The 19,431-nt window shown below is 60.0% G+C and carries 20 protein-coding genes and 1 pseudogene; 9 read left to right on the top strand and 12 right to left on the bottom strand.

The window, feature by feature from the left end; translation table 11 throughout:
- Positions 1 to 78: 78 nt before the first annotated feature.
- The 7 genes from dsbC to ffh all read right to left on the bottom strand — a co-directional run bounded on the left by dsbC (position 79) and on the right by ffh (position 5,573).
- On the bottom strand, positions 79 to 810 hold the full coding sequence (gene dsbC, locus ACYZTX_RS07585; protein ID WP_462033544.1) for a bifunctional protein-disulfide isomerase/oxidoreductase DsbC: 732 nt from the start codon (positions 808 to 810) through the stop codon (positions 79 to 81).
- A gap of 193 nt (positions 811 to 1,003) precedes the next feature.
- A complete protein-coding gene (gene xerD / locus ACYZTX_RS07580; RefSeq protein WP_462033543.1) occupies positions 1,004 to 1,900 on the bottom strand; it encodes a site-specific tyrosine recombinase XerD in 897 nt (298 codons plus the stop codon).
- Between the two features lie 99 nt (positions 1,901 to 1,999).
- A complete protein-coding gene (gene rplS / locus ACYZTX_RS07575) occupies positions 2,000 to 2,350 on the bottom strand; it encodes a 50S ribosomal protein L19 (RefSeq protein WP_063322826.1) in 351 nt (116 codons plus the stop codon).
- 45 nt (positions 2,351 to 2,395) lie between these two features.
- A complete protein-coding gene (trmD, locus tag ACYZTX_RS07570) occupies positions 2,396 to 3,169 on the bottom strand; it encodes a tRNA (guanosine(37)-N1)-methyltransferase TrmD (RefSeq protein ID WP_282377051.1) in 774 nt (257 codons plus the stop codon).
- Positions 3,151 to 3,690 carry a ribosome maturation factor RimM gene (gene rimM, locus ACYZTX_RS07565; RefSeq protein WP_282377052.1) on the bottom strand — a complete coding sequence of 180 codons (540 nt, stop codon included), beginning with the start codon at positions 3,688 to 3,690 and terminating at the stop codon, positions 3,151 to 3,153. The genes trmD and rimM overlap by 19 nt, the downstream gene beginning before the upstream one ends.
- Positions 3,691 to 3,695: 5 nt before the next feature.
- Entirely contained in the window at positions 3,696 to 3,947 is a 252-nt protein-coding gene (gene rpsP, locus ACYZTX_RS07560; protein WP_007944872.1) for a 30S ribosomal protein S16, read from the bottom strand.
- Between the two features lie 249 nt (positions 3,948 to 4,196).
- Positions 4,197 to 5,573, bottom strand: a complete 1,377-nt coding sequence (ffh, locus tag ACYZTX_RS07555) for a signal recognition particle protein (RefSeq protein WP_282377053.1) — start codon at positions 5,571 to 5,573, stop codon at positions 4,197 to 4,199.
- Positions 5,574 to 5,782: 209 nt separating this feature from the next.
- On the opposite strand from ffh, the gene ACYZTX_RS07550 reads away from it, so the two are divergent.
- The 3 genes and pseudogenes from ACYZTX_RS07550 to ACYZTX_RS07540 form a co-directional block, all read left to right on the top strand.
- Positions 5,783 to 6,595, top strand: coding sequence for a cytochrome C assembly family protein (locus tag ACYZTX_RS07550; protein WP_462033542.1), 813 nt, complete (start codon positions 5,783 to 5,785; stop codon positions 6,593 to 6,595).
- 12 nt (positions 6,596 to 6,607) lie between these two features.
- Positions 6,608 to 7,843, top strand: a complete 1,236-nt coding sequence (locus ACYZTX_RS07545; RefSeq protein WP_462033541.1) for a transporter associated domain-containing protein — start codon at positions 6,608 to 6,610, stop codon at positions 7,841 to 7,843.
- A 265-nt stretch (positions 7,844 to 8,108) separates the two neighbouring features.
- Positions 8,109 to 8,919: pseudogene (locus ACYZTX_RS07540) on the top strand (MFS transporter); the annotation flags it as partial.
- Positions 8,920 to 9,030: 111 nt separating this feature from the next.
- Here ACYZTX_RS07540 and purT read toward each other — a convergent pair.
- From purT to ACYZTX_RS07515, 5 genes are all read right to left on the bottom strand, one after another.
- Complete coding sequence (gene purT, locus ACYZTX_RS07535; protein ID WP_462033540.1) at positions 9,031 to 10,212, bottom strand: formate-dependent phosphoribosylglycinamide formyltransferase; 1,182 nt, start codon at positions 10,210 to 10,212, stop codon at positions 9,031 to 9,033.
- Between the two features lie 99 nt (positions 10,213 to 10,311).
- Positions 10,312 to 10,779: a preQ0 transporter gene (locus tag ACYZTX_RS07530; protein WP_462037003.1), complete on the bottom strand. Its 468-nt coding sequence runs from the start codon at positions 10,777 to 10,779 to the stop codon at positions 10,312 to 10,314.
- A 136-nt stretch (positions 10,780 to 10,915) separates the two neighbouring features.
- Positions 10,916 to 11,131 carry a DUF1289 domain-containing protein gene (locus ACYZTX_RS07525; protein WP_462033539.1) on the bottom strand — a complete coding sequence of 72 codons (216 nt, stop codon included), beginning with the start codon at positions 11,129 to 11,131 and terminating at the stop codon, positions 10,916 to 10,918.
- Positions 11,128 to 11,652: a gamma carbonic anhydrase family protein gene (locus tag ACYZTX_RS07520; protein WP_462033538.1), complete on the bottom strand. Its 525-nt coding sequence runs from the start codon at positions 11,650 to 11,652 to the stop codon at positions 11,128 to 11,130. The genes ACYZTX_RS07525 and ACYZTX_RS07520 overlap by 4 nt, the downstream gene beginning before the upstream one ends.
- A gap of 67 nt (positions 11,653 to 11,719) precedes the next feature.
- Positions 11,720 to 12,319, bottom strand: a complete 600-nt coding sequence (locus ACYZTX_RS07515; RefSeq protein WP_462033537.1) for a CoA pyrophosphatase — start codon at positions 12,317 to 12,319, stop codon at positions 11,720 to 11,722.
- Between the two features lie 146 nt (positions 12,320 to 12,465).
- Here ACYZTX_RS07515 and ACYZTX_RS07510 point away from each other — a divergent pair, with 146 nt between their 5' ends.
- The 6 genes from ACYZTX_RS07510 (at position 12,466) to ptsP (ending at position 19,427) form a co-directional block, all read left to right on the top strand.
- Entirely contained in the window at positions 12,466 to 13,017 is a 552-nt protein-coding gene (locus ACYZTX_RS07510) for an NUDIX hydrolase (protein ID WP_462033536.1), read from the top strand.
- Positions 13,018 to 13,081: 64 nt separating this feature from the next.
- Positions 13,082 to 13,585 (top strand): L,D-transpeptidase family protein, encoded by a 504-nt coding sequence (locus ACYZTX_RS07505; protein ID WP_461974066.1) that lies wholly within the window; start codon positions 13,082 to 13,084, stop codon positions 13,583 to 13,585.
- 293 nt (positions 13,586 to 13,878) lie between these two features.
- The gene (locus ACYZTX_RS07500; protein WP_462033535.1) at positions 13,879 to 14,610 is read left to right on the top strand and encodes a GntR family transcriptional regulator; all 732 of its coding nucleotides are present in this window, start codon (positions 13,879 to 13,881) and stop codon (positions 14,608 to 14,610) included.
- A gap of 31 nt (positions 14,611 to 14,641) precedes the next feature.
- A complete protein-coding gene (nagA, locus tag ACYZTX_RS07495; RefSeq protein ID WP_462033534.1) occupies positions 14,642 to 15,748 on the top strand; it encodes an N-acetylglucosamine-6-phosphate deacetylase in 1,107 nt (368 codons plus the stop codon).
- Positions 15,729 to 16,751, top strand: coding sequence for an SIS domain-containing protein (locus ACYZTX_RS07490; RefSeq protein WP_462033533.1), 1,023 nt, complete (start codon positions 15,729 to 15,731; stop codon positions 16,749 to 16,751). The genes nagA and ACYZTX_RS07490 overlap by 20 nt, the downstream gene beginning before the upstream one ends.
- A gap of 159 nt (positions 16,752 to 16,910) precedes the next feature.
- On the top strand, positions 16,911 to 19,427 hold the full coding sequence (gene ptsP, locus ACYZTX_RS07485) for a phosphoenolpyruvate--protein phosphotransferase (RefSeq protein WP_462033532.1): 2,517 nt from the start codon (positions 16,911 to 16,913) through the stop codon (positions 19,425 to 19,427).
- The last annotated feature ends 4 nt before the right edge of the window (positions 19,428 to 19,431 follow it).

Raw genomic sequence — 19,431 nt, 5'->3', positions numbered from 1 at the left:
CGCGGTTCTCTATTGATGGCCCGGTGAATGTTGCCCCCGGACCATGATCCGTCAATGGCTGACCGTGACGATGCAAATTTATTTCGCGTCCAGCGCCAGTTTGGCGACTTGTGGCGCAGGCTGGTAGCCCGGAATGACCTGACCATCAGCCAAAACGATGGCCGGTGTGCCGTTCACGCCGATCGACTGACCGAGGGCGAACTGTTTGGAAACCGGGTTATCGCACTTGGCGGCCTTGATTTCCTTGCCGTCGACCATTTTGTCCATGGCGGCTTTCTTGTCTTTCGAGCACCAGACCGCTTGCAGCTGTTCGTCACCCGGCGAGCCCAGGCCCTGGCGCGGGAACGCGACGTAACGCACTTCGATGCCGCGCTTGTTCAGCTCAGGCACTTCGGCATGCAGCTTGTGGCAGTACGGGCAGGTGGTGTCGGTGAACACGGTGATGTGCGATTTGGTTTCGCCGATCGCCGGGTAAACCACGGTTTCCGCGACCGGGATTGCATTGACCAGTTTGGAAACGCCCAGGCGTTCAGTCTTCTCGGTCAGGTTGACCGGTTTGCCGTCCTTGAGCTGGAACAGGTAACCCTGAACCACGTACTGGCCGTCGGCGCTGGCGTAGAGCACGCGGCTGCCCTTGAGTTTGACTTCGTACAGGCCTGGCAGCGGGCTGGCGGTGATGGATTCTACTGGCACCTCGAGCTGGAGGTTCTCCAGGCTTTTACGAATGGCTTTGTCGGCCGCGTCATCGGCGACGGCAAAGGTGCTGACCAACGCAATGGCTGCGGCGGCGAAAATCTGGGTCAGACGCATGAGAACTCCTGAAGGCGGACAAATGGGACGATCAGAACGCCCGTGCCGAAACACCGGGTCATAACCGCCCATCGTGCAAACCGGCAAAGCCTACCACATAAGGCCCGCGTGGCCGAATGCGGGTGACGCAGGACATTGTGGACGTGCTGGCTTTATGTGGGAGCGGGCTTGCTCGCTCCCACAGGGATCTCATTCAGCCCCTGGGGTGATGTTTGGCATGTAAGTCCTGCAAGCGTGCGCGGGCGACGTGGGTATAGATCTGCGTGGTCGACAGATCGCTGTGGCCGAGCAGCATTTGCACCACCCGCAGGTCGGCTCCGTGGTTGAGCAGGTGAGTGGCGAAGGCATGACGCAGGGTATGCGGCGACAGCGACTTGCCGATCCCGGCGACCTTGGCCTGGTGCTTGATGCGATGCCAGAAGGTCTGCCGAGTCATCTGCTCGCCGCGCAGACTGGGGAACATGACATCGCTGGGACGCCCGCCGAGCAATTCCTGGCGGCCATCGCGCAGGTAACGCTCGACCCAGACAATCGCCTCCTCGCCCATCGGCACCAGCCGCTCCTTGCTGCCCTTGCCCATCACTCGCAGCACGCCCTGACGCAGGTTGACCTGTTCCAGCGTCAGGCTGATCAGCTCCGTCACACGCAAGCCGCAGGCATAGAGCACTTCGAGCATGGCGCGGTCGCGCTGGCCTATGGCTTCGCTCAGGTCTGGTGCTTTCAGCAGTGCTTCCACGTCGGCTTCCGACAACGATTTAGGCAGTGGCCTACCCAATTGCGGCATATCAACGCGCAATGTTGGATCAACGGCGATCAGCTTTTCCCGCAATAAGTAGCGATAGAAGCCGCGCACACCCGAGAGAAATCTCGCAGTGGAACGGGGTTTGTAGTTCTGCTCCAGGCGCCAGGCCAAGTGATCGAGGATCAATTCACGGCCAGCGTTAATCAACTCCAGCCCCTTCTCCTGCAGCCAGCCGTTGAACAGGGCCAGGTCGCTGCGATAGGCATCACGAGTGTTATCGGAAAGACCTTTCTCCAACCACAGAGCATCGAGAAATTGGTCTATCAGTGGATGATCGATGGCGGGCATAGAGGCTCAGGCAAGACCGGCAATACGGCCAAGGAAGATAAATCGCGGGCAACAAAAAAGCAGCCCGTAGGCTGCTTTTTTCTGCATCGGAAGCTGGACTTAAGCCAGTTTTTCCTTGATGCGAGCTGCTTTACCGGACAGGTCACGCAGGTAGTACAGCTTGGCTTTACGTACGTCACCGCGACGTTTAACGGCCATGCTGTCGATTTGCGGGCTGTAGGTCTGGAAAGTACGCTCTACGCCAACACCGTTGGAGATTTTACGAACGGTGAATGCACTGTTTACGCCGCGGTTACGCTTGGCGATAACAACACCTTCGAACGCTTGCAGACGCGAACGGTCGCCTTCCTTCACTTTCACCTGAACGACAACAGTGTCGCCCGGGGCAAAGGTAGGGATCTCTTTGGTCATCTGCTCTGCTTCGAGTGCAAGGATGATTTTGTTAGTCATGCTGTGCTCCTAAGGTAGATCGTCGGATCTACCATCGATACGTTGTTAACTATCGTCCCGCTCGCGGATGTATTCCTCGAGCAGCTTCTTCTCTTCTCCAGAAAGCGAGCGGCTTTCCAGAAGATCGGCGCGTCGTTCAAAGGTCCTACCAAGGGACTGCTGTAAACGCCAACGCCGGATATGCGCGTGATTGCCACTTAGCAATACGTCGGGAACACGCTGATCCGCATACACCTCCGGTCGGGTGTAGTGCGGGCAATCCAGCAAACCATCCGTAAAGGAATCTTCCTCGGCGGAGTCCGCATGCCCTAAAGCTCCAGGCAGCAGTCGTGTAACCGCATCGATCAGGACCATCGCCGGCAGCTCGCCGCCAGACAGTACATAGTCGCCAATCGACCACTCTTCATCGACATGAGCTTCAATAAAACGCTCGTCAATGCCTTCATAGCGGCCGGCAATCAGGATCAATGCATCCGAATTCGCCAACTCGCGAACCGCCGACTGAGTCAGTTGACGGCCTTGGGGGGACAGGTAAATTACCTTCGCCGCCTCCCCGGCTGCTGCCTTGGCCTGAACCAACGCATCTTCCAGGGGCTTGATCTTCATCACCATGCCCGGACCACCGCCAAATGGGCGATCGTCCACAGTGTGATGTCGATCCGTCGTGTAGTCTCGCGGATTCCAACAGGTGAGCTGCAAGAGCCCCTGTTTCACCGCACGACTGGTGATGCCGTACTCGCTGATGGCGGAGAACATCTCGGGAAACAAACTGATCACTTCTACGCGCAAATTAGCCACGCTTAGAAGTCCGCATCCCATTCCACCTTCATCTCGCCTGCGGCAAGGTCGACAACCAACACGCATTGCTCCGTATAGGGCAACAGGCGTTCGCGATCGTCCAGGCTGCCAGCGCAAGGCTTGACCACCATGACATCGTTCGAGCCAGTCTCTAGCAGGTGATCGATTTTCCCGAGCAGCTGCCCGAGTTGGTCGATGACCTTGAGACCTTCCAGCTGGTACCAGTAGTACTCGCCGTCGGTCAGATCTGGAAACAGGTTACGCGGCACGCAGATCTCATAACCGGCCAGAAGACGAGCTTCTTCACGATCATCGAGACCTTTGAGCTTTGTGACCAGAAACTTGCCGTTATGTACACGGCCGCTGACCAGCTCTACCTGCCGTACAACGCCTTCGCGCTTGAGCGTCCAGGTTTTGTAGTCCAACAGGTTTCCAATTGGATCAGTAAAGGAAAAGACCTTCACTTCGCCGCGAACACCGTGAATCGAATAGATTTTGCCGATAACGATCAAATCATCAGCAATGGCTGGCGTCGCGTTCATATTGCTCAGGCCGCAGCCTTAGCAGCGTCCTTCAACAACTGAGCAACACGCTCAGAAGGTTGTGCACCAACGCTCAGCCAGTAGGCTACGCGCTCTTGGTTCACGGACAGACGAACTTCTTGACCACGAGCAACAGGGTTGAAGAAACCAACCTGTTCCTTGTGCGAACCGTCGCGCGGGTTGCGGCTGTCGGTTACGGTCAAGTGGTAAAACGGGCGCTTTTTGGAGCCGCCAAGGGCAAGACGGATTGTTAGCATGTGAACATCGTTCCTGTAGTCGGTGCTGCAAATCTAAAGGCACAGCGGGCATAGGTGCCCGAAAGGCCGCATATTCTAAGGAATATCCGGACTTTTGCAAATGTCTTTTTCCGGCGGCCTATCGGTCGCCATCAAGATTTGCTATAGAGCCGTCGTTGAAAACGGCCAGTCAGCTCCCGCCAAGTGCGGGTTTGCTGGAGATCCCACTTCCGTGTGGGCTGCGCAAGAGCAAGCCCTTGCGCGAATTCTTTACATCTTTGGCATGCCGCCGCCGGGCAACATACCGCCCATGCCGCGCATCATTTTGGCCATTCCGCCTTTCGCGGAGAATTTCTTCATCATTTTCTGCATCTGCTTGTGCTGCTTGATCAAGCGACCGATGTCCTGCACCTGCGTGCCGGAACCCATGGCGATCCGGCGCTTGCGCGAACCGCTGATCAGCTCAGGGTCGCGGCGCTCGGCCGGGGTCATGGAATTGATGATGGCTTCCATCTGCTTGAATTGTTTCTCTGCCGCGCCCTGGGCGTTGCCCATCTGCGCCAGGTTCATACCGCCGATGTTCGGCAGTTTGTCCATGAGGCCGCCGAGGCCGCCCATGTTTTTCATCTGTTGCAGCTGATCGCGGAAGTCTTCAAGGTCGAAGCCCTTGCCCTTCTTCAGCTTCTTGGCCAGTTTGTCGGCCTTGTCTTTGTCGAGAGTCTGTTCGGCCTGCTCGATCAGGCTGAGCACGTCGCCCATGCCGAGGATGCGCGAAGCAATACGCTCGGGGTGGAACGGTTCGAGCGCGTCGCTCTTCTCGCCCATACCGATGAACTTGATCGGCTTGCCGGTGATGGCGCGGACCGACAGCGCAGCACCGCCACGGGCGTCGCCGTCGACCTTGGTCAGGATCACACCGGTCAGCGGCAGTGCATCGCCGAAGGCCTTGGCCGTGTTGGCGGCGTCCTGACCGGTCATGGCGTCGACCACGAACAGCGTTTCGACCGGGTTGATCGCGGCATGCAGCGCCTTGATTTCACCCATCATCTCTTCATCGATGTGCAGGCGACCGGCGGTATCGACGATGACCACATCAATAAACTTAAGCTTTGCTTCTTTTATAGCCGCTTGCGCGATGTCGACCGGCTTCTGGCTCAGGTCGGACGGGAAGAAGGTAACCCCGACTTCACCCGCGAGCATTTCCAGCTGTTTGATCGCTGCCGGACGGTAAACGTCCGCAGACACGACCATGACCGACTTCTTCTTGCGCTCTTTGAGAAAGCGCGCGAGTTTGCCGGCGGTGGTGGTTTTACCAGCACCCTGCAAACCGGCCATCAGCACGACGGCAGGAGGAACGGCGCTCAGGTTCAGGTCTTCGTTGGCCGCGCCCATCAGGCTTTCGAGTTCGGCCTGGACGATTTTCACGAAGGCCTGGCCCGGCGTCAGGCTGCGCGACACCTCGGTGCCGACGGCGCGTTCCTTGACCGAATTGACGAAATCCTTCACCACCGGCAAGGCGACGTCAGCTTCGAGCAACGCCATGCGCACTTCGCGCAGGGTGTCTTTGATGTTGTCCTCGGTCAGCTTGGCCTTGCCGGTGACATGGCGCAGCGTCTGCGAGAGACGGTCGGTTAAGTTTTCAAACATTGCGCGATCCTTTCAGGCCCTGTGTAGACCGGGATAATGGCGGCCCAGACCGGAATAAACATGTGCTCGGCGAGCCTGCGGCGTGGGCAGGTCGCGGATTATAGCGAAGACTGCGTCTGGCGGACACCTCGTCGTAGGTTGCATGGTCTTTCGTGCTGCGGGGGTTCTATGCCAAACTCAGCGCCTTTCGGGCTTGCCTAACAGGATTTATGCTCCCCTTGTCACCCAGCTTGCTAACTACCCTCGCCGCCGCCTGCTTATATGCCGCTGCGACCCTCTACCAGGGCACTCGTCTGGCCACCGGCGCCAAGGCGAACAAGCGCCTGCTGGTCACGCTCGGCGTGCTTGCCGTGCTGGCTCACAGCGCCAGCCTGTTCACCCACCTGCTGACACCGATCGGCCTGGGCCTGGATTTTTTCAGCGCCGCCAGCCTGATTGCCGCCGCTGTCATCGCCCTGACGCTGCTGGCCTGCTCGCGGATCCCGGTGGAGAACCTGCTTATATTGCTGTTCCCGCTCGGTGCCGCCACCGTGCTGCTCGCACAACTCGCCCCCGCCGGCACGGTGCAGATCATCGACGAAGAACCGGGCATCCTCGCCCACATCCTGCTGTCGATCCTCGCCTACGGCATGTTCACCATCGCAGTGTTCCAGGCGTTGCTGCTGTTGGTTCAAGACCATCAGCTCAAGCACAAGCATCCGTCCGGCCTGATCAAGAACTTCCCGCCGCTGCAAACCATGGAAAGCCTGCTGTTCGGCTTCCTCTGGGCCGGCTGGACCCTGCTCTCGCTATCGCTGGTCTCCGGCTGGCTGTTCGTCGACAATTTGTTCGCCCAGCACCTGGTGCACAAAACCTTGCTGGCGTGCCTCGCCTGGATCGTTTTCAGCGTGCTGCTCTGGGGCCGTAATCGCCTCGGCTGGCGCGGACACAAGGCCATTCGCTGGACCCTCGCCGGTTTCTGCCTGCTGATGCTGGCGTATTTCGGCAGTAAGCTGGTTCGTGAATACATCCTGCATATCTGACGGGCGGCATTAATGGACGACTTGCCCATAGGGCCGATGCTCGCGGTAGTGGCCCTGCTGATTTTATGGTCGGGGCTGTTTACCGCCATCGAAGTTGCACAACAGCACTTGCTCGCCCAGCGGACCGCTTCGCGTTCGAGCGACAAGCCGGTGGCAAAGCTGAGCTTTGCGCTCAATAGTCTGATCTTCTGCAACACCCTGTGCCGCGCACTGGTCGTGGTCATCAGCACATTGCTGGCGATTTTCACCTGGGCGGAAAACGGTCCATGGGTGGCCTGCCTCGGGGCTGGCGCCGCGCTTCTGGTGTTCGCCGACTACCTGCCGCGCACCCTCGCCGTTCGCTATCCGGACGCCGTTCTGGCCTTGGGCAACACCTTGCTTGGCGCGCCACTGAAAATCGTCTATCCCGCCGCCTGGTTGCTCAATGGCATAAGCCAGTTGCTGATGCGACCGTTCGCCCGCAAAGTCAAAGTGGTGCAGCAGAGCGAAGACGAGGCACCGAACGATCGGCACAACGATCACGAACACGCCGTCTGCCGCCCACACCCGCTGTCAGGCATCCATGCTCTGGACAACATCACGGTCAACGATATTCTGGTGCCACGCAGTGACATCGACGGGATCAATCTGGACGACTCCCTCTCAGACATCATCCAGCAGCTTCGCGCCAATAAACGTACGCGCTTGCCGGTGTTTCACAGCGACATCAATCAGGTCGAGGCGGTGCTCAACACCCGGCAGATCCGTCACTTGTTGCACGATTCCAGCCTGACCCTGGAGGCGCTCCTGGCGGCTAGCCACGACCCTTATTTCGTGCCGGAAAGCACCCCGTTGCAGCTGCAACTGTTGAATTTCCACAAACAACAGCGACGCCTCGGCATGGTGGTCGACGAATACGGAGAAGTGCTCGGCATCGTGACATTGGAAGACATTCTGGAAGAAATCGTCGGCGAGTTCGAAAGCCAGCACAGCCTGGATAACCCGCACATCCATCCACAAGCGGATGGCCGCTTGGTGATCGAAGGTGCGGCGTCGATTCGCGATTTGAACAAAAGCCTTGGCTGGCACCTGCCCAGCGATGGTCCGAAAACCCTCAATGGGTTGGTGACCGAGGCACTGGAGACGATTCCGGACAGTGCGGTATGCCTGAAGATCGGGCGTTATCGGCTGGAAATTCTGGAGACGGAAGACAACCGCGTCAGCCGGGTTCTGATCTGGCATACCAGCTCAGTGCCTGTTGTGATCTAAACCCTGGCACATATCCTGTAGCGAGGGGGTTTACCCCCGTTGCGCTGCGCAGCAGTGCTAAAACCTGCGACAGTATTCTTCCTGATACGCCGCGCGTGCCGAGCCTACGACTGCTTCGCAGCCGAACGGGGGTCAACCCCCTCGCCACAAAAGCACTCGCCAATCCCAAGCCACTTGTTTGATCGTTAGCCGCCTTCCTATAATCAAGCCGCTTACCCAAGCCCCGCCATACCCAAGTGCTACCCGCACTCTGCGTTAAACCCACGGCGTGCTACCGGGTTACGACAGCATCGGGGCCTGGGCGCCGATCTTGCTCTGTGTGCTGCGCTTTGCCCGTCTATTGGCTTTCTTGCGGCCAACGGTTTGTTCCTGACGCTGGCAATGACTCTGAACGACGAGCAGTTCCGCTCGTGGGGCTGGCGGATTCCTTTCCTGCTCAGCGCCGCGCTGGTGATGGTCGGTCTGTACGTGCGCCTCAAGCTTCACGAAACGCCGGTATTTGCCAACGCAATGGCCCGCCAGGAGCGGGTGAAGATCCCGCTGGTCGAGCTGCTCAGTCAATACTGGCCGCCGATGCTGTTGGGGGCCGGGTCAATGGTGGTGTGCTACGCGCTGTTCTATGTCTCGACGGTGTTTTCGCTGAGCTATGGCGTATCGACGCTCGGCTACACCCGCGAAACTTTCCTCGCGCTGCTGTGCTTCGCCGTGCTGTTCATGGCCGCTGCCACCCGCTGTCGGCCTGGGCCAGTGATCGTTACGGGCGCAAACCGGTGCTGATCATCGGTGGCGTGCTGGCGATTTTGTCCGGATTCCTGATGGAACCGCTGCTGACACAGGGCTCAACCTGGGGCGTGGCGCTGTTCCTGTGCATCGAACTGTTTCTGATGGGCGTGACGTTTGCACCCATGGGCGCGCTGCTGCCGGAGCTGTTTCCAACTCACGTGCGTTATACCGGTGCGTCGGCGGCCTACAACCTGGGCGGCATTGTCGGAGCCTCGGGGGCGGCGGTGCTGAGCTTGATTGCTGTGCTGTGCCTGAAGGAAACGCGCAATAACGATTTGAATCGGGTTGCCTGAATTAAAAGCAAAAGCTTCGCGAGCAAGCTCGCTCCCACAGGGGACCGCGTTCTATCAAAAAGAATGCGTTCCAATGTGGGAGCGAGCCTGCTCGCGAAAGCCGCGCCTCGGTTACAGCTCTACAACAACGGCTTGGGATGCGTGGGTGGCTTTAGCACGAGCCGCTTCAATCGACTCATCCCGCGCCAACGCCACACCCATCCGACGCTGACCATTCACCTCAGGCTTGCCGAACAGACGCAACGCCGTGTCCGGCTCGCTCAACGCAGCCCCCAGATTGGCGAAAGCCGTCTGAGTCGACTGCCCTTCCACCAGAATGACCGCCGAAGCCGAAGGCCCGAACTGACGGATCAACGGAATCGGCAATCCCAAAATTGCCCGCGCGTGCAGCGCGAACTGCGACAAGTCCTGGGAAATCAACGTCACCAGACCTGTGTCGTGTGGACGCGGCGAGACCTCGCTGAACCAGACTTGATCACCTTTGATGAACAGCTCAACACCAAACAGACCACGGCCACCCAGGGCTTCAGTGACGGCTTTGGCAACACGCTCGGATTCGGCCAGGGCAATCGGGCTCATGGCTTGTGGCTGCCAGGATTCCTGGTAGTCGCCCTTCTCCTGACGGTGACCGACTGGCGCGCAGAACGTAGTGCCGCCGACGTGACGCACGGTCAACAGGGTGATTTCGTAGTCGAAGTCGATAAAGCCTTCAATGATCACGCGGCCTTTACCGGCGCGGCCGCCTTCTTGCGCGTAATCCCACGCGGCTTTCACGTCATCGGCACTGCGCAGCAGGCTTTGGCCTTTGCCCGAAGAGCTCATGACCGGCTTGACCACGCAAGGGAAGCCCAGGTCCTGGATGGCCTTGCTGTAATCCTCAAAGGTGTCGGCGAAGTGGTACGGCGAGGTCGGCAGGTCCAGCTCTTCAGCGGCCAGGCGACGGATGCCTTCGCGGTTCATGGTCAGCTGCGCGGCACGAGCGGTAGGGATCACGGTAAAGCCTTCGGCTTCCAGTTCCACGAGGGTCGCGGTGGCAATGGCTTCGATTTCCGGCACGATGAAGTGCGGCTTTTCGGCCTCGATCACGGCACGCAGGGCGGCACCGTCGAGCATGTTGATCACATGGCTGCGATGGGCGACCTGCATGGCCGGCGCATTGGCGTAGCGATCCACGGCAATCACTTCAACGCCCAGGCGTTGCAGCTCGATTACCACTTCCTTGCCCAACTCGCCACAGCCACACAACAATACGCGGGTCGCGGTTGGCGACAATGGAGTTCCGATACGGGTCATCTCAGGTCCTCAAGAAGCGGATCATCGAGGGATGCAACGCCTGGCGCGCTTCCCATGGGGAGAAAGCGCGGCATTTTACATGAACCGAGGGGTTTGGCTTTAACCGGGAATTGCGTTCTTGCGTAGACGCCAGGCCATTGCGATCCAGACAATGGTGACGCCCGCGAACTTCGAGCCCATGGCGGTGAGGATCACGCCTGGGGTGAAGGCATCGATCATGCTGAAGAAGATGAAGGTATCGAGGGGAATACTCAGGGCCGAACTTATCCACAGGCGGTCGTGCAAGGGACGCTTGGTGATGCTGAACACCAGCCAGTCGATGCACTCGGACACCGCGAAAGCGGTGGCGCTGGCCAGGGCGATGGACGGATCGGACGTCACATAGGACAACACCAGCGCGGCCAGCATCGCCGCGATCGCGCCATGGCCGAAACGGGTTTGCACCATGTCGCGCAAAACGAACACTAAACCACCCCAGGCCGACCAGATGATGTCCAGATGCGGAGCGGTGGAAAAGGCGTAGTTGATCAGCACGACACTGCTGATGTAAGCGATCAGGAAGAGCATGGCGGCGGCGGGATACCTGTCAATTTGGCGCACAGGGTACCGTAGGAGCTGACGAGTGCAACGAGGCTGCGATCTTTTGACGTTGTTTTTTAAAGGCAAGATCAAAAGATCGCAGCCTCGTTGCACTCGTCAGCTCCTACAGGTCTGGTGTTTTGCCTAGCATCCAGAGAATGCCACTCGATTTTGCCCGCTCATGACACAACCCCAACACCTTGCGCCGCTCCTCGTTGTCCATCCGGCTCCAGCGCGTGATCTCTTCCACCGTGCGCTGACACCCGGTGCAAACATCATCATCGTCCAGCGCGCAGATATTGACGCACGGCGATCGAACCGGGCGTTCGGGCGTGCTCATTCTTCCTGCTCAACCAGGTCGCGGGCATAACGTTGCGAGTTATGCACATAGTGAGCAGCGCTGGCCTCCAGCATTTTTTTTTGCGGCTCGGTCAGCTCGCGCACCACTTTGCCCGGCGAGCCCATGACCAGCGAACCGTCTGGAATCTCCTTGCCCTCACCGATCAGCGAGTTGGCGCCAATGATGCAGTTCTTGCCGATTTTCGCGCCGTTGAGGATCACCGCGTTAATGCCGATCAAGCTGTAATCGCCCACGGTACAACCATGAAGCATGGCGTTATGGCCGATGGTCACGCCGGTGCCGATGGTCAGCGGGTAACCCATGTCGGTGTGCATCACCGTGCCGTCCTGGACATTGCTGTTCTTGCCGATCAGGATCAACTCGTTGTCGCCCCGCAGCACGGCGTTGAACCAGACGTTGGCGCCCTCTTCCAGTTTGACCTTGCCCACCAGCACGGCATTGGGTGCGACCCAGCTCTGCGGATGGGTTTCGACGCAGGCGTCGCCCAGGCGATATTTCATCTTATTGTCCTCAAGGCCAGGCAGGCTCACTTGAAAAAGCAGGGTTCAGGCCATACGAGCGATGGCTTCAGGTGTTGATAAAAGTATTGGGCGGCTGATGCAGGCTGATTTTGGTGTCATAGAGCAGGTTGATCAACTCGACGATCATAATCGCCGTGAGGCCCCAGATTTTGTACTCGCCATAGCGATAGCTCGGCACGTACCAACTGCGGCCCTGGTAATCGATGCGATGGGTGTGTTCGCGCGGATCCTTGCGGAAGAACTCCAGCGGTACGCTGAAGACTGCGGCAATCTCGGCGTCGTTGGCCTGGTACTCGACAAAGTCCGGAATCACACCGACATAGGGTGTGACCTTGATGCCGTGCAGGGAGATCAACGGGCTCAGCGGGCCGATCACTTCGACCAGCCCCGGCGGCAGGCCAATTTCTTCCTGGGCCTCACGTAGCGCAGTGAAAATCAGGTCAGGGTCTTCAGGGTCACGTCGACCACCGGGAAAGGCCACTTCACCGCCATGGGTCGAGAGCCCGCTGGCGCGCAGGGTCAGAACCAATTCAGGTTCGTCACTGCGGGTGATAGGCACTAATACCGCGGCTTCGGGGAAACGTCGGTCGGTTTCCAGGGTTAGCGGCGTGTAGTTGTTTACCCGGTGAAGTAGCTCGTCCAGCATGAGTCTTCTCGATTTATTCGCTACCTCGCATCATGCACCAATCGAACCGACCGCCCAACCCCATAACTGCTGCATGTCGCTAAACGACAACTTGCCGACAGACACCGCCGCACGCCAAGATAGGCGCAGCATTCAGGAACCCAAGCATGAAATTTTGCAGTCAGTGCGGCAACCCGGTAACCCAGCGCATTCCAGAAGGCGATTCACGCCTGCGTTTTGTCTGTGACAGCTGTCAGGCGATTCACTACCAGAACCCCAATATCGTCGCCGGTTGCGTGGCGACCTGGGGCTCCAAGGTCTTGCTGTGCCGACGCGCCATCGAGCCTCGGCTCGGTTATTGGACCCTGCCCGCCGGTTTCATGGAAAACGGTGAAACCATCGAGCAGGCGGCGATTCGCGAGACGGCAGAAGAAGCCTGCGCGCGGGTGCGCAACCTGACCCTCTATTCGTTGATCGACGTGCCGCACATCAGCCAGGTGCATGTATTCTTCCGCGCCGAACTGGTGGACCTGGACTTTTGCGCCGGTCCCGAGAGCCTGGAAGTGCAGCTTTTCGAAGAAGCCGACATCCCTTGGTCCGAGCTGGCTTTCCGCACAGTGGGCCGTACCTTAGAATGCTTCTTCGCTGACCGGCGGACCGAGGTCTACCCCGTGCGGTCCGAGTCGATCCCGCCGCTTGCTCAGCCTGCCATCACATAACGCTCCTGGGTCTAAAATCACCTATAACTTAATAGTCGCGACACCTCTAAGGGATATCGTTTCAATGCGCTGGCTGCTTGCCCTGTTTTGCTTGTCGTTTGTCGCTGTCTCCCAGGCTTCCGTTGCGGAAACCCAGGACGGCAAAGTCATCGAAAAAATCCTGGTTCTCAAATCCGCCCACCAATTGCAATTGATCAATGACGGCAAGCCGCTAAAGACCTATCGCATCTCATTGGGAAAAAGACCCCTCGGCCCGAAACTCATGGAAGGCGACAAACGCACGCCTGAAGGTTTTTATTGGCTGGACTGGCGCAAGACCAGTGACCGATTCAACCTGTCGATGCACATCTCCTACCCGAATATCAGTGACTCCGCCCGCGCCCGGCGCGAAGGCGTCGAGCCCGGTGGCATGATCATGATCCACGGCACCCCGGACACCGAAGAGAACCCCGAAGACCTGTTCCACACGCTGGACTGGACCGACGGCTGCATCGCTATGCGCAATATGGACATGCGCGAAGTCTGGAATCTGGTACCGGACGGCACAATGATCGAAATCCGTCCATAACGGAGACCTTCGGTCGCTCATCGAAAAATAAAATCAAAAGATCGCAGCCTTCGGCAACACCTACCGGGTAGATACCAATTTCACCCGTAGGAGCTGCCGAAGGCTGCGATCTTTGCTTTCGAAATCCCCACCTCTAATACCACTTCAAACCAACAACCCTTCAGCCTATCCAACTGGGCAGGCTTTCCCGCGCCCACAGCAAAGTGGTGGCATTGACATGGTATTTAAGTGGTATTAATTTCCGCTCACCACCGGGCGACAACAATCCTACATCCGCATCGGACCAAACCTACATGAATGACCTCCTGGCCCTACGCCCAGACGACACCCAGCCCACGCCGTTGTACCTGCAACTGGCGCGCAATCTGGAAGCGGCGATCCATGCCGGCCAGTGGAAAGCCGAACAGGCCATGCCGTCGGAGCGCAACCTCAGCGAAATGCTGGGCATCTCCCGTGTCACCGCGCGCAAGGCGCTGGAAGTGCTGTTCGAACAAGGTCTGATCCGGCGCAACCAAGGTTCCGGCACGTTTATCACCCCACGCCTGGAACAACCGCTGTCGCGTCTCTCGGGTTTCAGCGAAATGCTGCGGCTGAAGGGCTTCGTCCCCGGCTCCCAATGGCTGGAACGGGAAATCACGCCGCCGACCCACGAAGAACTGATCCGCCTTGGCCTCTCGCCGAACGACAAGGTCGCGCGCCTCAAGCGTTTGCGAAAAGCCGACGACACGGTCATGGCGATCGAGATGAGCACCCTGCCCGCCTCGATCATTCCCAAGCCGCAAGCGGTGGGCGACTCCCTCTACGAATACCTCGACGGCATTGGCAAGCCGATTGTCCGCGCCCTGCAGCACATTCAGGCGATCAACGCCTCGGATGAGTTCGCCGCCCTGGTGGGCATCGCCCCCGGCACCGCCATGCTGCTGATGACCCGGGTCGGCTACCTGGAAGACAACACGCCGATCGAAGTCACCGACACCTATTGCCGCAACGACTACTACGACTTTGTTGCAGAGCTGCGCCGCTGATCAGCCACGCCGCTAAACGAGAGAACCGATCATGTCCGAAGACAACATCCTCACCGCCCACGGCTGGGTTCGCGGCCGGCTGATTCATGAACACGGCAAGGTCGTGTCGATCGAAGGCCAACCGTGCGATCCGGCCGACAACGATCTGCCTTACCTGCTGCCGGGTTTTATCGACCTGCACGTTCACGGCGGTGGCGGCAAAGACATCATGGAAGGCGCAACCGCCTTCGAGACCATCACCAAAACCCACGTGCGTTTCGGTACGACGTCGATGCTCGCGACCACCATGACCGCCCCGCCTGCAGAAATTTCCAGCGTGCTCAAAGCCGTCGGCGAGTATTGTGAGCAGCGCCCGAAAGGCAGCGCTCGAGTGCTGGGCGTGCACCTCGAAGGCCCGTACATCAACCCCGGCAAACTGGGTGCCCAACCGAATTTCGCCCACACCGCGTTGATGGCCGAAGTAGAGGAATACCTGGCACTGGCGCCGATCCGGGTGATCACCATCGCCCCGGAAATCGCCGGCCACGATGCCTTGATCCGCGCCCTCAGCGCTCGCGGCGTGCGCATGCAAATCGGCCACACGCTCGGCAGTTACGAGGAAGGCGTTGCCGCGCTGGACGCTGGCGCGAGCAGTTTCACCCACCTCTACAACGCCATGAGCCCGCTGCATCACCGCGAGCCAGGCATCGTCGGCGCGGCACTGGCTCACGCCAAATACGCTGAATTGATTCCGGACTTACTGCACGTACACCCCGGCGCCATCCGCGTGGCCTTGCGCTCGATCCCATGCCTGTATTGCGTCACCGATTCCACCGCCGCCGCCGGCATGCCCGACGGCGAATACAAGCTTGGCAGCCACACCGTGACCAAATGCCTGGGCGGCGTGCGCTTGCCCGACGGCACGCTCGCTGGCAGCACGCTGACCATGGATCAGGCCCTGCGAAATCTGGTGAAGATCGGTTTGCCAATCGCCGAGGCCTCGCAACGTCTTTCGCAATTTCCCGCCGACTACCTCGGCCTCACCGAACGCGGGCGCCTGCAACCCGGCAGCTGGGCCGACTGCGTGCGGCTGGATCGCTCACTCACACTGACCGCCGTCATGGTCGAAGGAGAAGACATTGACTTCAAAAATGCTTGAAGAGGCGCTGTCCTCGTGCGAGGCCGTGCACGCCCAACTGCAACAACTCGACCCACAGATGATCGAGATCGCCGGACGCCTGCGCCGCCAGCCGCCGCAAGTAGCGATGACCGTCGCGCGGGGTAGCTCCGACCACGCCGCCAGTTACTTCGCCTACCTGACCATGCAGCAACTGGGCATCCCGGTGGCGTCGTTGCCGATGTCGGTGGTGACCATGCAGCAAGCGCCGTTGAAGGTCAGCGGCCAAGTGGCGTTCGCCTTCTCGCAGTCTGGGCAAAGTCCCGATCTGGTGAACAGCATGCGTCTGCTGCGCAAGCGTGGCGCCCTGAGTATTTCGATGGTCAATGCCGAGAGTTCGCCGCTGGAGGCCGCGTGTGAGTTCAGCCTCCCGCTGTGTGCCGGCACCGAAAACAGCGTCGCGGCGACCAAGAGTTTTATCGCCACCCTCAGCGCCAGCGCCCGCCTGATCGGCCATTGGAAAGAGGATGTGGAATTACTGGAGGCCGGCCTCGCACTGCCGGAAGGTTTGCGCAACGCGGCGAAACAGGACTGGAGCCTGGCCATCGACGCCCTGCGTGATTGCCAGCGACTGATGGTGATAGGCCGTGGCGCCGGTTTCGCCATCGCCCAGGAAGCCGCACTGAAATTCAAGGAAACCTCGGCGATCCAGGCCGAGGCGTTCAGCAGCGCCGAGGTCCGTCACGGCCCGATGGCATTGATCGGTGAAAATTATCCGCTGCTGATCTTCGCCCCGCGCGGTGCCGAGCAGGCCGGTTTGCTGAGCCTCGCCGCCGACATGCGCCAGCGTGGTGCTCGCGTATTGCTGGCCGCGCCGGATGACGTCGTCGAACGCGACCTCACCCTGACCCGCGCCGAACACCCGATGCTTGATCCGATCCTGGCGATCCAGAGTTTCTACGTCATGGCTGCAGGCCTGGCTGTCGCCCGTGGCATGGACCCGGACCAGCCGCGGCACCTCAGCAAAGTCACGCGCACCCACTAATTCGAATGGCAAACGAATACCCCTGTAGGAGCTGTCGAGTGAAACGAGGCTGCGATCTTTTTAAAGGCAGGATCAAAAGATCGCAGCCTCGTTTCACTCGACAGCTCCTACAAGGGGCGAGCTGTTCCGAACCGTAGTTTTTATTGATGAGACCGAGCCATGCACAACAATAATAAAGAGCTGACCCTCAGCGCCCCGCTCAGCGGCCCGGTGCTCACGCTCGCCAAAGTCCCGGACCCGGTGTTCGCCAGCGGCGCCATGGGCGACGGAATCGCCATCGATCCGCTGAACGACACCCTCCACGCACCGTGCGCTGGCGTGGTGGTGCACGTCGCCCGCACCGGCCACGCCGTGACGTTGCGCGCCGACAACGGCGCCGAATTGCTATTGCACCTGGGCCTCGACACCGTCGAGTTGCAGGGCGAAGGCTTCTCGATGCTGGTCAAGGAAGGTGCGCGAGTCAGCAACGGCCAACCGCTGTTGCGCTATGACCTGGACAAGGTCGCGCAGCAGTGCAAAAGCCTCGTCAGCTTGATGATCCTGACCAACAGCCAGGACTTTCAGGCGCGGCCGATCACGCTGAAATCGGTGAAAGTTGGCGAGCCCTTGCTGCACATCATTCGTCGGCACGCGCCTGGCGCGCAGGCTGAAGCGGAGATTTCAGGGGAAGAAATTGTCGGCCACATTCGCATTGCCCATCGTGGCGGTCTGCATGCTCGACCGGCGGCGCTGATTCGTCAGACAGCGCAAGGGTTCAAGAGCAAATCCCAACTGCATTTCGCCGGCAAATCGGCGACCTGTGACAGCTTGATCGGACTGATGGGCCTGGCCGTCGGCGAGCAGGACGAGGTTCAGGTCAGCTGCCAGGGCCCGGACGCCGAAGCGGCATTGCAAGCGTTGCTGATCGCCTTGTCCACAGCGCTGGCCGAAGACAGCCACGCCGCGGCGCCGACATCGATTTCTCAGCGTAAAAGGGCAGCAGAAGCCGGTGTGCTGCACGGCGTCTGCGCCGCTCCCGGTTTGGTGGGTGGGCCGTTGTTTCGCTTGAACGCCATCAGCCTGCCGGTGGACGCCGGCCACCATGATCCCGAGCAACAACTGAAAACCCTCGCCACTGCACTGACCGCCGTGCGCAGCGAAATCGACCACACACTGACCCAAGCCAGGAAACATAAAAACACCGACGAAGAAGCAATCTTCGCCGCGCACCTCGCCTTGCTCGAAGACCCGGCGCTGCTGGACGCTGCGAACGCGTCCATCGACCAAGGCAGGGCCGCAACCCACGCCTGGAGCCAATCGATCGACGTGCAGTGCGAGGTGCTCCAGCAGCTCGGCAGCCCGTTGTTGGCCGAACGCGCCAACGATCTGCGCGACCTCAAACAACGCGTGCTGCGCGCCTTGCTCGGCGAAACCTGGCACTACGACGTACCCGCCGACGCGATCGTCGCCGCGCATGAACTGACGCCGTCCGACTTGCTGCAACTGAGCCAGCAAGGGGTCGCCGGGTTGTGCATGGCCGAGGGCGGCGCGACGTCTCACGTCGCCATTCTCGCTCGCGGCAAAGGCTTGCCGTGCCTGGTTGCACTGGGTTCGACGCTGCTGGATCAGCCGCAAGGCCAAGCGGTTGTGCTGGATGCCGAGGGCGGTCGCCTCGAACTGATGCCAAGTGCCGAACGGTTGGCCGAAGTGCATCAGGCGCGACTCGATCATCAACAGCGCCGCGCCGAGCAACAGGCTCAGGCGCACACCCCGGCGCTGACGCTCGACGGTTTGCAGATTGAAGTTGCCGCCAACGTGGCCTCCAGCGCCGAAGCGGCAGATGCCCTGGCCAATGGCGCCGACGGCGTCGGCCTGCTGCGCACCGAGTTCCTCTTCGTCGACCGCAACACCGCGCCGGACGAACAGGAACAGCGCGTCGCCTACCAGGCCGTGCTCGACGCCATGGGCGACAAGTCGGTGATCATCCGCACCATCGACGTCGGCGGCGACAAGCAACTCGACTACCTGCCGCTGCCGGCCGAGGCCAATCCGGTGCTGGGCTTGCGTGGCATTCGTCTGGCTCAGGTCCGTCCGGAATTGCTCGATCAGCAACTGCGCGCGCTGCTGCACGTCAGCCCGCTCTCCCGGTGTCGGATCCTGTTGCCGATGGTCACCGAAGTCGATGAGCTGCTGCACATCCGCCAGCGTCTCGACGCGTTGTGTACTGAACTCGGTGTAAGTGAGCGCCCGGAACTGGGCGTGATGATCGAAGTCCCCGCCGCCGCGCTGTTGGCCGAGCAACTGGCCGAACACGCGGACTTCCTGTCCATCGGCACCAACGATTTGTCCCAATACACCCTGGCCATGGACCGCGACCACGCCGGCCTAGCCTCGCGGGTCGACGCCATGCACCCGGCATTGCTGCGTTTGATCGCCCAGACCTGCGCCGGTGCTGTGGTGCATAACCGCTGGGTCGGCGTCTGCGGCGCACTCGCCTCCGATCCACTAGCCACGCCGGTACTGATTGGCCTGGGCGTGAGCGAGTTGTCGGTCAGCCCGGTGCAGATCGGTGAAATTAAGGATCGCGTGCGCCACCTCGACGCCGCCGAATGCCGCCGCATCAGCCATGACCTGCTCACGTTGACCAGCGCCAGTGCGGTGCGTCACGCCTGTCACCAGCACTGGCCTCTGAGCTGAACAA

It is taken from the genome of Pseudomonas sp. MDT1-17, from assembly GCF_054898105.1.
Note: the sequence above shows the minus strand (reverse complement) of the source record. Positions and strands in the feature narration are given on the sequence as shown.